This window comes from Cellulomonas phragmiteti, from assembly GCF_016862775.1.
GTDB lineage: Bacteria > Actinomycetota > Actinomycetes > Actinomycetales > Cellulomonadaceae > Cellulomonas > Cellulomonas phragmiteti.
The window spans coordinates 111,715-125,290 of sequence record NZ_BONP01000005.1 but is presented as its reverse complement, the minus strand read 5'-3'; the positions used below and the strand labels follow the sequence as shown (position 1 = coordinate 125,290).

General features: G+C 75.1%; 14 protein-coding genes. 13 read left to right on the top strand and 1 reads right to left on the bottom strand.

Going from position 1 to position 13,576, the window contains the following annotated elements:
• Positions 1-18 precede the first annotated feature (18 nt).
• From pafA to hisF, 3 genes are all read left to right on the top strand, one after another.
• Positions 19-1,380 (top strand): Pup--protein ligase, encoded by a 1,362-nt coding sequence (pafA, locus tag Cph01nite_RS06265; protein WP_203672360.1) that lies wholly within the window; start codon positions 19-21, stop codon positions 1,378-1,380.
• Between the two features lie 178 nt (positions 1,381-1,558).
• Entirely contained in the window at positions 1,559-2,410 is an 852-nt protein-coding gene (locus Cph01nite_RS06260) for an FKBP-type peptidyl-prolyl cis-trans isomerase (RefSeq protein WP_239069074.1), read from the top strand.
• Positions 2,407-3,177, top strand: a complete 771-nt coding sequence (hisF, locus tag Cph01nite_RS06255) for an imidazole glycerol phosphate synthase subunit HisF (RefSeq protein ID WP_203672355.1) — start codon at positions 2,407-2,409, stop codon at positions 3,175-3,177. Before Cph01nite_RS06260 ends, hisF begins: the two co-directional genes overlap by 4 nt.
• Before the next feature lie 18 nt (positions 3,178-3,195).
• Here hisF and Cph01nite_RS06250 read toward each other — a convergent pair whose 3' ends face one another.
• Positions 3,196-3,828, bottom strand: a complete 633-nt coding sequence (locus Cph01nite_RS06250) for a TIGR03085 family metal-binding protein (protein WP_203672353.1) — start codon at positions 3,826-3,828, stop codon at positions 3,196-3,198.
• 127 nt (positions 3,829-3,955) lie between these two features.
• Here Cph01nite_RS06250 and Cph01nite_RS06245 point away from each other — a divergent pair, with 127 nt between their 5' ends.
• From Cph01nite_RS06245 to trpC, 10 genes are all read left to right on the top strand, one after another.
• On the top strand, positions 3,956-5,884 hold the full coding sequence (locus Cph01nite_RS06245) for an ABC transporter ATP-binding protein (RefSeq protein ID WP_203672351.1): 1,929 nt from the start codon (positions 3,956-3,958) through the stop codon (positions 5,882-5,884).
• Between the two features lie 41 nt (positions 5,885-5,925).
• On the top strand, positions 5,926-7,725 hold the full coding sequence (locus Cph01nite_RS06240) for an ABC transporter ATP-binding protein (RefSeq protein WP_203672497.1): 1,800 nt from the start codon (positions 5,926-5,928) through the stop codon (positions 7,723-7,725).
• An 81-nt stretch (positions 7,726-7,806) separates the two neighbouring features.
• A complete protein-coding gene (hisI, locus tag Cph01nite_RS06235) occupies positions 7,807-8,262 on the top strand; it encodes a phosphoribosyl-AMP cyclohydrolase (protein WP_373307543.1) in 456 nt (151 codons plus the stop codon).
• Positions 8,259-9,836 carry an anthranilate synthase component I gene (locus tag Cph01nite_RS06230; RefSeq protein WP_203672349.1) on the top strand — a complete coding sequence of 526 codons (1,578 nt, stop codon included), beginning with the start codon at positions 8,259-8,261 and terminating at the stop codon, positions 9,834-9,836. The genes hisI and Cph01nite_RS06230 overlap by 4 nt, the downstream gene beginning before the upstream one ends.
• Positions 9,833-10,447: a Trp biosynthesis-associated membrane protein gene (locus tag Cph01nite_RS06225; protein WP_203672347.1), complete on the top strand. Its 615-nt coding sequence runs from the start codon at positions 9,833-9,835 to the stop codon at positions 10,445-10,447. Before Cph01nite_RS06230 ends, Cph01nite_RS06225 begins: the two co-directional genes overlap by 4 nt.
• A gap of 66 nt (positions 10,448-10,513) precedes the next feature.
• Positions 10,514-10,819 carry an HGxxPAAW family protein gene (locus Cph01nite_RS06220; RefSeq protein ID WP_203672345.1) on the top strand — a complete coding sequence of 102 codons (306 nt, stop codon included), beginning with the start codon at positions 10,514-10,516 and terminating at the stop codon, positions 10,817-10,819.
• Positions 10,820-10,889: 70 nt separating this feature from the next.
• On the top strand, positions 10,890-11,546 hold the full coding sequence (locus Cph01nite_RS06215; RefSeq protein WP_203672343.1) for a DUF4190 domain-containing protein: 657 nt from the start codon (positions 10,890-10,892) through the stop codon (positions 11,544-11,546).
• Complete coding sequence (locus Cph01nite_RS06210) at positions 11,543-12,001, top strand: DUF2752 domain-containing protein (RefSeq protein WP_203672341.1); 459 nt, start codon at positions 11,543-11,545, stop codon at positions 11,999-12,001. The genes Cph01nite_RS06215 and Cph01nite_RS06210 overlap by 4 nt, the downstream gene beginning before the upstream one ends.
• A gap of 48 nt (positions 12,002-12,049) precedes the next feature.
• A complete protein-coding gene (locus tag Cph01nite_RS06205) occupies positions 12,050-12,616 on the top strand; it encodes a DUF4190 domain-containing protein (protein ID WP_203672339.1) in 567 nt (188 codons plus the stop codon).
• A 147-nt stretch (positions 12,617-12,763) separates the two neighbouring features.
• Positions 12,764-13,576 (top strand): indole-3-glycerol phosphate synthase TrpC, encoded by an 813-nt coding sequence (gene trpC / locus Cph01nite_RS06200; protein WP_203672337.1) that lies wholly within the window; start codon positions 12,764-12,766, stop codon positions 13,574-13,576.

The window sequence follows — 13,576 nt, the reverse complement described above, 5'->3', positions numbered from 1 at the left end:
ATCGACGGGGAGTGACGCATGGACAGACGCATCTTCGGTCTCGAGACCGAGTACGGGGTCACGTGCGCGGCCCAGGACGGCCGCGGGCTGTCCGCCGACGAGGTCGCGCGCTACCTGTTCCGCAAGGTCGTGGCCTGGGGCCGGTCGTCGAACGTGTTCCTGCGCAACGGGTCGCGGCTCTACCTCGACGTCGGGTCGCACCCCGAGTACGCGACGGCCGAGTGCGACGACTGGCGCCAGCTGGTGACGCACGACCGCGCCGGCGAGCGGATCCTCGAGGGACTCGTCGAGGACGCCCAGCAGCGGCTCGAGCACGAGGGCCTGCCCGGACGCATCCACCTGTTCAAGAACAACACCGACTCGGCCGGCAACTCCTACGGCTGCCACGAGAACTACCTCGTGCGCCGTCAGGGGGACTTCGCCCGGCTGTCGGACGTCCTGGTGCCGTTCCTCATCACGCGGCAGATCCTCACCGGTGCGGGCAAGGTGCTCGCCACACCCCGCGGCGCCGTGTACTGCCTGTCGCAGCGGGCCGACCACATCTGGGAGGCGGTCTCCAGCGCGACGACCCGGTCACGACCGATCATCAACACGCGCGACGAGCCGCACGCGGACGCCGAGCACTACCGGCGCCTGCACGTGATCGTGGGCGACTCGTCGATGTCCGAGACCACCACGATGCTCAAGGTCGGCTCCACCGATCTCCTGCTGCGCCTCATCGAGGCGGGCGTGACCATGCGGGACATGACGCTGGAGAACCCGATCCGGGCGATCCGCGAGATCAGCCACGACATGACCGGGAAGCAGCCCGTGACGCTGGCGACGGGCCGCACGGTGACCGCGATCGACCTGCAGGAGGAGTACCTCACGCGGGTCAGCGACTTCGTCACCGCCGAGGTGGGGCCGTCGCCCGAGACCAAGCAGGTGCTGGACCTGTGGGAGCGCGGGCTGCGCGCGCTGCGCACCGGCGACCTCACGCTCGTGGAGCGCGAGCTCGACTGGGTCATCAAGCACCAGATGATCGAGCGGTACCGCGCCAAGCACGACCTGGCGCTGTCGGACGTGCGCGTGCAGCGCCTCGATCTCGCCTACCACGACATCTCGCGCACCGAGGGCCTGTACAACCTGCTCGCCGCGCGTGGGCTCGTCGAGCGGGTCACGACCGACCTCGACGTCTTCGAGGCGACGGCCGTCCCCCCGCAGACGACGCGGGCCAAGCTGCGCGGCGACTTCGTGCGGGCGGCGCAGGACGCACGGCGCGACTACACGGTGGACTGGGTCCACCTCAAGCTCAACGACCAGGCGCAGCGCACCGTGCTGTGCAAGGACCCGTTCCGCAGCGTCGACGAGCGGGTCGACCGGCTCATCGAGTCGATGTGAGGGCGCCGTCGCCGCGCGCCGGGCGGCGACGACCGGACGTCGGGGCGGGCGACCCCGCCGGGGTCGTACAGTGAGGCCCCGTCGAGCGTGGGCCGGGCGACCCGGGACCACGCCGACGTCGAGGTGGACCGAGCTCACGGGAGGCGCGGACGTGCGGTTGGTGGCAGGTGCCCGCCGGGTGGCGGTGCCCGTCCTCGTGGCCCTCCTGCTCGCCGCCTGCGGCGTGACGTCGTCGGTCGTCCCGGACGTCACGGTGACGGGCGGCGCGGGGGAGGCGCCGACGGTGACCTACCTGACGCCCCTGACGGTCGACGAGACGTACCGCAAGACGGTCTGGCCGGGCACCGGTGCCGAGCTCGTGGACGGCGCACCCGTCCTCATCGACTTCTGGCTCGAGAACGCGACCGACGCGAGCCTGGTGAAGGAGAGCTACTCGACAAGCCCGACGCCCCGCATGCTGACGGTCGAGGACCTGGGGACGGACCTCTACGAGACGCTGCAGGGACAGCAGGTCGGGGCACGTCTGCTGCAGGTCGCCCCCGGCGGTTCGGGTGGCGACTACCCGACGGTCACCGTGCTGGACGTGCTCCCGACCCGGGCGGTCGGCGAGCCGCTGACGCCGGACCCGGCGCTGCCCGTGGTCACGGAGGCCGGCGACGGCGGGCTCACGCTGACACCCACGGGGACCCCTCCCCCCGACGACCTCGTCGTGCAGCCGCTCGTGCGCGGCACGGGCGCCCAGGTCGCGGCGGGCGACGTCATCACGGTCCAGTACGGCGGGTTCGCGTGGGACGACGGCGCGCTGTTCGACTCGACGTGGCAGCGCGTGCTGCCGGTCTCGTTCCTGCTCTCGGACGTGCCGTCGTGGGCCGAGGGGCTGGTCGACCAGCCCGCCGGCAGCCGCGTGATGCTCGTCGTGCCCCCCTCGTACCCCCTCGGCGTCACCGACGGCGAGGAGCTGGCCGGAAAGACGGTGGTCTTCGTGATCGACATCCTCGCGACGGGCACCCCCGCGCAGGTCGCGCCGTGAGCCTGGCGCTACGGGTGATCCCCTGCCTCGACGTGGATGCGGGCCGCGTGGTCAAGGGCGTCAACTTCGAGAACCTGCGGGACGCCGGTGACCCGGTCGAGCTCGCCCGCCGCTACGACGCGGAGGGCGCCGACGAGCTGACGTTCCTCGACGTCTCCGCGTCGTCGTCCGACCGCGAGACGACCTACGACGTGGTGCGCCGCACGGCCGGCGAGGTCTTCGTGCCGCTGACGGTCGGCGGCGGCGTCCGGTCGCCGCACGACGTCGACCGGCTGCTGCGTGCCGGTGCCGACAAGGTCGGCGTCAACACCGCCGCGATCGCACGGCCCGAGCTCATCACCGAGATCGCCGACAGGTTCGGGTCCCAGGTGCTGGTGCTCTCGGTCGACGCGCGCCGCACCACCGGCGACGTCCGCACACCGTCCGGGTACGAGGTCACGACGCACGGCGGTCGCCGCGGCACGGGCGTCGACGCGGTCGAGTGGGCCCACCGGGCCGTGGACCTCGGGGTCGGCGAGGTGCTGCTGAACTCGATGGACGCGGACGGCACCACCGCCGGCTTCGACCTGCAGATGATCGCGGACGTCCGGGCCCGGGTGAGCGTGCCCCTGGTCGCCTCGGGGGGTGCCGGCACCGTCGAGCACTTCGTCGCGGCCGCGCGGGCGGGCGCCGACGCGGTGCTCGCCGCGAGCGTCTTCCACTTCGGTGCGCTGACGATCGGGCAGGTGAAGGAGGCGCTGCGGGCAGCCGACGTCGTGGTGCGCTGACCCCCGGCCGGCGTCGGCTCAGGGGCCGGTGAGCAGCTCCCGCACCTCGGCGACGTCGTCCGCCGCTCCGTCGAGCCGCACGTCCGCGGCCTGCAGGCGCCCCGAGACGGCGAGCACCAGCTCGCCGACGTCGCCCCGCAGCACGACCGACCCACGGCCCGCACGGGGCGCGTGGACCGCGGAGCGGACGTCGTCGTCACGCACCAGCACGACGCCCGGCCCGAGGCGGCGCAGCCGCAGCGGCGCCATGCGGACCAGCTGCGACCACAGCGCGTCCCGCAGACCGTCGGGCAGCTCGCGCGGCTCGATCGTGCCGGCGCCACGACGCACGTCCTCCGTGTGGACGAAGTACTCGGTCACGTTGACCGCGTCACCCGCCCACGCGAGCGGGCTCCAGCGGGGCGGCGGCGCCGCGAACCGGTCGACCAGGGCCGAGTAGCCGGCCGCGTCCGACGCGCCGGCGGCCAGCCGCTCGGTGGCCGCCGCCAGCCCGCCGCGGACCGCGGAGGCGGCGACGGCGGGACGCTCACGGAGCACCAGGTGCGCGGCCAGGTGGCGCGCCTGCCAGCCCGCGCACAGCGTCGGGTCGTGCGGGTCCGCCGCACGCAGCGCCTCGGCGAGCCAGTCCCGTTCGGTCTCGTGCCACGTCATGGCACGTGATCGTGCCACGCGAGGGGTGCCGTCGCGCAGGACGCCACGCGACCCGCTCCCGCGGGGCGCTGTCGCACCTGCGTGAGAAGATCGCCAGATCCCCGTGCCCCCCAGGAGTGTGACAGCCGTGCCCGCGCGCCCCCGGCCCTCTGACGACCCCCAGCGCCCCACCGCGCCCGCGGCGCGGTCCGCGCTGCGCGGCTCCACGGCCCGGCGCTCCGTGGGCCTGATCTGGCGGGGCCTTCGAGCCCACCCGCGGACGTACGCCGCGGCCATCGGCACGTCGGCGCTGTTCGGCGGTCTGACGGTCGTGGTCAGCCGCGTCCTGGGAGCCGTGACGGACCAGGTCGTCGTCCCCGCGCTCGCCGGCTCGACCGAGGCGCAGGGGAGGATCTGGCTCGCCGGCCTGGCCGTCGCCCTCGTCGCGCTCCTGCTGGCCCTCACCGTGGCCGCCCGCCGGGTCCTCGCCGGGATCGGCGTCGCCGACATCCAGGCCGACCACCGGCGCGCCGTGACCCGGCAGTACCTGCGGCTGCCGATGTCCTGGCACCGCCGCCACCCGACGGGCCAGCTGCTGTCGAACGCCGGGTCGGACGTCGAGGCCGCGACCGGGGTGTTCAACCCGTTGCCCTTCGCGCTCGGGGTCGTGGTGATGATCGTGGCAGCGGCGGTGGCGCTGCTGCGCACGGACGTCTGGCTGGCTCTCGCGGCGCTCGTCGTCCTGCCGCTCGCGGTCGTGGCGAACCTCGTGTTCCAGCGCCGCATGACACCCGCGATCACGCGTGCGCAGCAGCTGCGCGCCGAGGTGGCCGACGTCGCGCACGAGAGCTTCGAGGCCGCCGCGCTGGTGAAGTCCCTCGGCACCGAGGACCGCGAGGAGGAGCGCTTCTCCGACCGGGCGCGCGAGCTGCGCCAGGCCAACGTCCGGGTGGGTGTCGTCCGCGCGGTCTTCGACCCCGTGATCGACCTGCTGCCGAACCTCGGCACGCTGCTGGTCCTGCTCGTGGGCGTCCACCGGGTCGCGGCCGGCGCCATCGGCACCGGGGACGTCGTCGCGGCCGCGTACCTGCTCACGCTGCTCGCCGTCCCCGTCCGCGCGTTCGGGTGGGTCCTGGGGGAGCTGCCGCGCGGCCTGGTGGGCCACGACCGGATATCCCGCGTCCTGGACGCCGGCGAGGTGCCGGTCGACGGCGCCACGCCGTGGGCCGCCACGACGCCCGGTGCCGGCGTGCGGATGCGCGACGTGCGGCTGAGCGTGCCCACCGCGGAGGGCGAGGTCGAGCTGCTGCGCGGGATCGACCTCGACGTCGCCCCGGGGCGCACGCTGGCGGTCGTCGGCCCGACAGGCTCCGGCAAGTCGACGCTCGTGGGCCTCGTGCCGCGTCTGGTCGACCCGACGGCGGGGGTCGTGGAGCTCGACGGGACGGACGTCCGCGAGCTGCGGCCCGCCGACCTCGCCGCGCAGGTCGGGTACGTGAGCCAGTCGACCTTCGTCTTCGAGGACACGGTGCGGGGAAACGTCACGCTCGCCGACCCGGGCGACGAGGGCGCACCGGGCGACGACGAGGTGTGGGCGGCCCTGGCGGCCGCGCGCGTCGACGACGTGGTGCGCGCCCTGCCGGACGGCCTCGACGCGCCCCTCGGTGAGCGCGGCGCGAACCTGTCCGGGGGCCAGCGCCAGCGGCTGGCGCTCGCGCGTGCCCTGGTGCGCCGGCCCCGGGTCCTCGTGCTGGACGACGCGACGTCCGCGGTCGACCCTCGGGTCGAACGCGCCATCCTCACCGGTCTGCGCTCCGACGACGACGCGACGGGCCCGACGGTGCTCCTGGTCGCCTACCGCATGGCGTCGGTGCTGCTGGCCGACGAGGTCGTGCACGTCGAGGCCGGGCGCGTCGTCGACCGCGGCACCCACGCCGAGCTCCTCGCGCGCGACCCGGGCTACCGCGAGCTCGCGACGGCCTACGAGCGCGAGTCGCAGCGCCGGGTGCGGGAGCAGGCCGACGAGGAGGCCACCGACGTGTGGGACGACGAGGTCACGGCAGGAGGACCCAGGTGAGCGCCGCCGACGCACCGCAGGACGCCGTCCGCGACGGCCGCATGGCCCCGGCCAGCACGCTGGGTGTCCTGGCGACGCTGCGCCGTGCGGCCCAGGTCTCGCCGGAGCTGCTCGAGGGGCTCACGCTGACGCTCGCGCTGGCCGTCGTCGCCGCGGCGGCACGGGTGCTCGTGCCCGTCGCGGTGCAGCAGACCGTGGACACGGCGATCCTCGCGCCGGGCGGCGCCGACGTGACCCGGGCGGCCGCCCTCGTCGGCATCGCCGCGGTCGGGCTCGCCGTGGGCGCGGCGTGCTCCGCGCTGGTCAACGTGCGGCTCTTCCGCTCGAGCGAGGCGGGCCTGCTGACGCTGCGCACCCGGGCGTTCCGTCACGTGCACGACCTGTCGGTCCTCACGCAGAACACCGAGCGTCGCGGGTCCCTGGTCTCGCGCGTGACGTCCGACGTCGACACGATCTCGATGTTCGTGCAGTGGGGCGGCATCATGCTGCTCGTCTCGGTGCTGCAGATCCTCGTGGCCACGACGCTGATGGCGGTCTACTCCTGGCAGCTCACCCTGCTCGTGTGGGCCTGCTTCGTCCCCCTGCTGGTCGTCCTGCCGCGGATGCAGCGCGGCGTGAACCGCCGGTACGCGGCGGTCCGGGAGCGGTACGGCGCGATGCTGGGAGCCGTCTCCGAGGCCGTCGTCGGGGCCGAGACGATCCGCGCCTACGGCGTGGCGGCACGCACGCAGCGCCGCATCGACGGCGCCGTCGCCGCGACGCGCCGGGCGATGGTGCGCGCCCAGAACCTCGTGGCCGTGGTCTTCTCCTCCGGGGTGCTCGTCGCCAACCTGGTCCTCGCGGTCGTGGTGGTCGCCGGCACCTGGCTCGGGGTGGCGGGCGACCTCACCGTCGGTCGCGTCCTGGCCTTCCTGTTCCTCGTCCAGCTGTTCACGGGACCCGTGCAGATGGCCACCGAGATCCTCAACGAGCTGCAGAACGCCATCAGCGGCTGGCGGCGCGTGCTGGGCGTCCTCGAGACGCCCGTCGACGTCGCCGAGCCGGGGGACGACGCCGTGCCCAGCCCCCGCGGTCCCGCCGCGCTGACGTTCCAGCACGTGGGCTACGCGTACCCGGGCGGGCCCCCGGTCCTGCAGGACGTCGACCTGCAGGTCGCCGCCGGCACGTCCGTCGCGGTCGTCGGGGCCACCGGGTCGGGCAAGACGACGCTGGCCAAGCTCGTGGCGCGGTTCATGGACCCGACGACCGGTGCGGTGCTGCTCGACGGCGTCGACCTGCGGCGCGTGGCGTCCACCGACCTGCGACGTCGCGTGGTGCTCGTGCCGCAGGAGGGGTTCCTGTTCGACGGCACCCTCACGCAGAACATCGCGTACGGGCTGCGCGACGAGGCCGCCGCCCTCGGCCCCGACCTCCCGCCGCACGTCGAGGCCCGGGTGGCCCAGGTGGTCGAGGAGCTGGGGCTCGACGCCTGGGTCGCCGAGCTCCCCGCGGGCATGTCCACGTCGGTCGGGCAGCGCGGCGAGCTGCTGTCGGCGGGGGAGCGGCAGCTGGTCGCGCTGGCGCGCGCCCGCCTCGCGGACGGGGACCTCCTGCTGCTCGACGAGGCGACCTCCGCGGTCGACCCCGTCGCCGAGGTGAGGATCGCGCGCGCCCTGCGCGAGCTCGCGCGCGGCCGCACGACCCTGACGATCGCGCACCGCCTGTCGACCGCGGAGGCCGCCGACCTGGTGGTCGTGGTGCACGCCGGACGTGTCGTCGAGGTCGGCACCCACACCGAGCTGGTGGCGCGCGGCGAGCACTACGCGTCGATGCACGCCGCGTGGGTGTCGCAGACCCGCTGAGCGGGTCCCGACCTGCGGTCCCGCCCTCGGCCACCACGGACGACGTGATCGTGGCGCGGCTCCGCGTGGCAGGATCGTGGCGTGCCGCAGACCGACCCCACGACCCCGCCCGCCGGCCGCGTGACGGACTCCGCCCTGGACCCGTCGGTGGCCGCGCGTCTGCGGCGTGACGACACCGGCCTCGTCGCCGCGATCGTCCAGCAGCACGACACGCGTGACGTGCTCATGCTCGGGTGGATGGACGACGAGGCCCTGCACCGCACGCTCACGTCGGGACGCGTGACGTTCTGGAGCCGCTCGCGCCAGGAGTACTGGCGCAAGGGCGACACCTCGGGCCACGTGCAGCACGTGCGCTCCGTCGCGCTCGACTGCGACGGGGACGCCCTGCTCGTGACGGTCGAGCAGGTGGGCGCCGCGTGCCACACCGGCACCCGGACCTGCTTCGAGGCCGGTGGACCCCTGCCCGTCAGCACGTCCGGCACCGTCGACCCGTCCGTGGGCGCCGTCGCCCCCGCCACCCCAGGAGCCCAGCCGTGACCCAGCCGTCCGTCTCCGCCGCGCCGCGCGCGACCGCCACGGACGTGCCCTGGGGTGCGACGTGGCCGACGCCGGACGGCTTCCGCGCCCTGGCGGCCGACCGGCGCGTGGTCCCGGTCGTGCGCCGGCTCCTCGCCGACGACGTGACGCCCGTCGGGCTGTACCGGACCCTGGCGGCAGGCCGTCCCGGCACGTTCGTCCTGGAGTCGGCCGAGTCCGACGGCACCTGGGGGCGCTGGTCGTTCGTGGGCGTGACGTCCCGCGCGTGCCTGTCGGTGCGCGCGGGCCGCGCGTCGTGGTCCGGCGACGTCCCGGTCGGGGTGCCCACCGAGGGTGACGTCCTGGACGTGCTCGGGCGCACGCTCGAGGTGCTGCACACCCCGCGCATCCCCGGGCTGCCGCCCCTGACCGGGGGCCTCGTCGGTGTCCTCGGCTGGGACGTCGTGCACCACTGGGAGCCGACGCTGCCGGCCCGTGCCCCCGAGGAGCTCGGCATCCCCGAGGTGACGATGCTGCTCGCCTCGGACCTGGCCGCCGTCGACCACGTGGACGGCTCGGTGTGGCTCGTCGCGAACGCGATCAACTTCGACGCGACCGACGAGCGGGTCGACGACGCCTACGCCGACGCGGTGCGCCGCCTCGACGAGATGCAGGCCGCCCTGCGGCGCCCCGCACCGCCCGCACCCGCCGTCATCGACCCCGACGCGACCGCCCCCGAGCTGGAGTTCCGCAGCACCCGCGAGGAGTTCGAGGACCAGGTCCGGCGTGGTCAGGAGGCGATCCGCGACGGTGACGTTTTCCAGGTCGTCCTGTCCCAGCGGCTCGACCTGGACTGCCCGGCGGACCCGATCGACGTCTACCGCGTGCTGCGCACCGTGAACCCGAGCCCGTACATGTACCTCCTCGCGCTGCAGGACGCCGACGGCCGGGACTTCGCGGTCGTCGGATCGAGCCCCGAGACGCTCGTGAAGGTCGTCGACGGTCACGTCACGACGTTCCCCATCGCCGGTTCCCGCCCGCGCGGGGCGACACCCGAGGAGGACCGCGCCCTCGCCGACGACGTGCTCGCCGACCCCAAGGAGCGGGCCGAGCACATCATGCTCGTCGACCTGTCCCGCAACGACATGGTCAAGGTGTGCGAGCCCACGAGCGTCGAGGTCGTCGAGTTCATGACGGTCCGCCGCTTCTCCCACATCATGCACATCTGCTCGACGGTCGTCGGCCGGTTGCGGGCCGGCTCGACCGCGCTGCAGACGCTCGTCGCGACGTTCCCCGCCGGGACGCTCTCGGGCGCCCCGAAGCCGCGGGCCATCGAGCTGATCGACGAGCTCGAGCCCGCCCGTCGCGGTGTCTACGGCGGCACCGTCGGCTACTTCGACTTCGCCGGGGACATGGACATGGCCATCGCGATCCGCACGGCCGTGATCCGCGACGGGCGCGCGAGCGTGCAGGCCGGGGGAGGCATCGTCGCGGACTCGGTCCCCGCGCTGGAGTACGAGGAGTCCCGCAACAAGGCGGCGGCGGCCGTGCGGGCCGTGCAGCTCGCGTCCCGGCTGCTGCGCGAGACGCCGTGACCTCGGTGCCGGCGCCCACCGGGGCGGCGGCCGCCACGCAGGGTCCCCGGCGTGGCCGCTGGGCGGCGCTCCTGGTCCTCGCGGCGGCGGCCGTCGGCGCCGTCGGCCTGCCGACGTGGGTGGCTGCCGAGGGCACGAGCGTGCTCGACGGCCCGGTGGCGGTCGACGTCGCGGGTCGGCTGGCCGCACCGCAGGTCCCGGCGGCGGCGCTCGTGCTGCTGGCGGCGGCGGGAGCCGTGGCACTCGTGGGTCGCGTCGGCCGCTGGGTGGTCGCGGTCGTGGTGGCGGGGGCCGGCGCGCTCGCGGCCGGCGCGGCCGCCACGGTGCTGGCGGACCCCGCGGGCGCGGTGTCCGGCGCCGTCGCCGACGCGACGGGCGTCACGGCGGGTGACGCGACGGCCTCGGCCACCGGGGCGCCGGTCGTCGCCCTGACCGTGGGCGTGCTCGTCGTCGTGCTGGCGGGGGCGCTCGCTCGTGCCGGCGGCCCGTGGCACCAGCGCTCGCGTCGGCACGAGCGGCCCGCGGTGCACGGCGCCGTCGCGCCCGACCAGGGGGCCGTCGACGAGCGCGCGGACTGGGACGCGTTGACGCGGGGCGACGACCCGTCCTGACCAGCGCGTGGGCGGGTCTGCTCTCGGATAGGGTGAGGCAAACCGAGCACGGAGGACGCACCGCAGATGGCCGATCACTCGCTGGCCCACCGAGCCCAGAACCCCACCCGTACCGAGACGATCCACCTGCCGCCGACGACGCCGCCGACCAACCACGGTCGCACCGTCGCCGCCTGGGCGACGACGTGGTCCGTGGTCTTCGGGGGGGTCGTCGCAGCGCTCGGCGTGGCGTTCGTGCTCGTCTGGCTGTTCTGGACGGGCATGGCCCTCATCGGCGCCGGGCTCGTGCTCGGCAAGGTCCTGCAGCTGCTCGGCCACGGCCAGGGCGGCGCCGCCACGCTGGCCCGCGCGCAGCGGCGCGGGGGCCACTGACCGTACCGGGAGTCCTCCGGTCCGTACCCGGCCGGCTCGACCGGCCACCACCTGAGGCAGGGAGAGCCGCATGACGACCCCGAACGAGCCCCGCGACCCGTACACGCCCGACGAGCGGGCGGGTGACGGGTCCGGGGCACCCGACGCCGCGGCTCAGCCGCCGGTGCCGCCGTCGGCGGGCGAGGTCCCGCCGTACCCGGCGGGCACCAGCCCCGACGCGCCGGGCGCTCCGGCGTCGGGTGGCGCTCCGGCGTACGGCCAGTCGCCGCCGCCCGGGTACGGGCAGCCGCCGGCCTACGGTCAGGGTGGGCCCGCGGGGCCCGGCCAGCCCCCGGTCTACGGTCAGGCGCCCGGGTACGGCCAGGAGGCGGGCGGCTACGGCGCCGCCGGGTACGGCGCGCCTGCCGCGCCCACGCGGAACTCCCTCGGTGTCTGGTCGCTGGTGCTCGGCATCGTCTCGCTGGGCCTGTGCTGCGTCGTCGTGGGCCTGGTGCCCGGCGCGATCGGCATCTGGCTCGGCATCAAGGGACGTGCAGCGGCGTCGCGCGGCGAGGCCAGCAACGGCGGGCTCGCGCTCACGGGCATCATCCTCAGCGTGCTCGGTGTCCTGGCGGGCCTGTACTTCCTCGTGAGCTACGGCGTGCTCATGAACCAGTACGGCGGGTGGGACGGCTTCGTCGAGTACCTCCAGCAGGAGATGGAGCGCCAGCAGCAGATGGCCCCGTGACCCCTGGACGGAGCCCTGTGCTGAGCACCGGCACCGCACCCCCGTCGCAGGTCCTGCGGCGGGGTGCGGTGCCGTTCGCCGTCGCGGCGGTCGCCGCGGCGGGCGCCGCCGTGCTGGTCGTGCGCTCGCCCTACACGCCCCTGAGCTACGGGCTCTGCCCGTCGGTGCTCCTGCTCGGGGTCTCCTGCCCCGGGTGCGGCGGCCTGCGCGCGACGCACGACCTGCTCACCGGCGACCTCGCCGGAGCCTGGCTCGCCAACCCCCTCTGGACGCTCACGGCACCGCTGCTGGTGGCGGTGTGGGGCGTCTGGACGGCGCGCCGGCTGCGCGGCGGTCCGCCGCTGACGACGCCGTCCTGGGTGCCCTGGACCGTGCTCGTCGTCGTCGTGGCCTTCACCGTGCTGCGCAACGTGCCCGCGCTCGTCCCGTACCTCGGCCCGGCGCCGCTGCCCTGACGCCGAGCACGCCGCGCCCTCGACCCGATCCGTCCGGAGGTCCCCCCGATGAGCCAGCCGCACGACCGACGACCCGCACCCGTGTACGGGCAGGAGGGTGCGTACGCCACGTACCCCGCCCCTGCCGATCAGCAGCCGGCCGAGCAGCCGCCCGCCGCGCAGCCTGCTGCCGGTCACGACCAGCCGACGGGGCCCTCCTCGACCGCAGGGCCCTCCCCGGCCGCAGGGCCCTCCCCGACCGCGGCCCCATACCCGATCGCGGCCGCCTACCCGACCGCGGGGCCCTACCCGCCGGGCGTGGGGCCGTACCCGCCCGTCGGGGCGCCCTACCGGCCGCGCAACGACCTCGCCGTGTGGTCGCTGGTCCTGGGCCTGCTCGGTGTCCTCGGGTGCGTCTTCTTCACCGGGGTACCGGCCGTCGTGATCGGGGGACGGGCGCGGCGCGCGGCCGCCGCCGGCGAGGCCGACAACGACGGCCTGGCGATCGCCGGCATCGTGCTCGGGTGGGTCGCGACCGGGCTCGGCGTCGTCGTGGTCGCCCTCATGTTCCTCATCGTGCTGCTGCCCGTGGTCGCGGTGGGCCTCACGGTGCCCTTCCTGGACGTCGCGCCGTAGCAGGTCCACGTCGTGCGCGCCGGGTCCCACGCCTCGGGCGGGTGGACGAGTGCGGTGCCCGGCGCGTCTACCATGGCTCGTCGGCGACGGCCCCGGGCAGGGAGCGGAGACGCGCCGCACGAACCGGCCAGAGGGGATGATCCGTCGATGACCGTGCTGGACGACATCGTCGCGGGGGTCAGGGAAGACCTCGCCACGCGGGAGGCAGCGACGCCTCTGGGGGAGCTCAAGGAACGTGCTGCGCGACGGGAGTCGGCGCTGCAGTGCGTCTCCCGTCTCAAGGCGGCCGACGCGGTCACCGTGATCGCGGAGGTGAAGCGCTCGAGCCCGAGCAAGGGCGCGCTCGCCGCGATCTCGGACCCCGCGGCCCTGGCCGCGGAGTACGAGAAGGGCGGTGCGGTCGCCATCTCGGTGCTCACCGAGCAGCGCCGGTTCAACGGCTCGCTGGACGACCTCGACGCGGTGCGTGCCCGGGTCGACGTGCCCGTGCTGCGCAAGGACTTCGTCGTCTCGCCCTACCAGGTCTGGGAGGCGCGCGCGCACGGCGCCGACCTCGTGCTGCTCATCGTGGCGGCGCTCGAGCAGACGGTCCTGGAGTCGCTGGTCGAGCGTGTCCACTCGCTCGGCATGACGGCGCTGGTCGAGGTGCACGACACCGAGGAGGTCGCCCGCGCGGTGGACGCCGGCGCGCGCGTCATCGGCGTCAACGCCCGTGACCTGCGCTCCCTCGAGGTCGACCGCACGACCTTCTCGCGCGTCGCGCCGGCCATCCCGTCCGACGTCGTCAAGGTCGCGGAGTCCGGTGTGCGTGGTCCGCACGACGTCATGGACTACGCCCGGGCCGGCGCGGACGTCGTCCTCGTCGGCGAGGCGCTGGTGACGGACGACGCCCCGCGTCAGTCCGTCGCCGACCTGGTGGCCGCCGGCGCCCACCCCGCGCTGCGGGCGGTGCGGCAGTGA

What these genes read in the sequence shown, in the direction of transcription:
- Cph01nite_RS06205 (WP_203672339.1), top strand. Translation starts at nt 12,050, where the DNA reads ATGAGCCAGCCGCACGACCGACGACCCGCACCCGTGTACGGGCAGGAG.
- trpC (WP_203672337.1), top strand. Translation starts at nt 12,764, where the DNA reads ATGACCGTGCTGGACGACATCGTCGCGGGGGTCAGGGAAGACCTCGCC.
- Cph01nite_RS06240 (WP_203672497.1), top strand. Translation starts at nt 5,926, where the DNA reads ATGGCCCCGGCCAGCACGCTGGGTGTCCTGGCGACGCTGCGCCGTGCG.
- pafA (WP_203672360.1), top strand. Translation starts at nt 19, where the DNA reads ATGGACAGACGCATCTTCGGTCTCGAGACCGAGTACGGGGTCACGTGC.
- Cph01nite_RS06250 (WP_203672353.1), bottom strand. Translation starts at nt 3,828, where the DNA reads ATGACGTGGCACGAGACCGAACGGGACTGGCTCGCCGAGGCGCTGCGT.
- Cph01nite_RS06215 (WP_203672343.1), top strand. Translation starts at nt 10,890, where the DNA reads ATGACGACCCCGAACGAGCCCCGCGACCCGTACACGCCCGACGAGCGG.
- Cph01nite_RS06220 (WP_203672345.1), top strand. Translation starts at nt 10,514, where the DNA reads ATGGCCGATCACTCGCTGGCCCACCGAGCCCAGAACCCCACCCGTACC.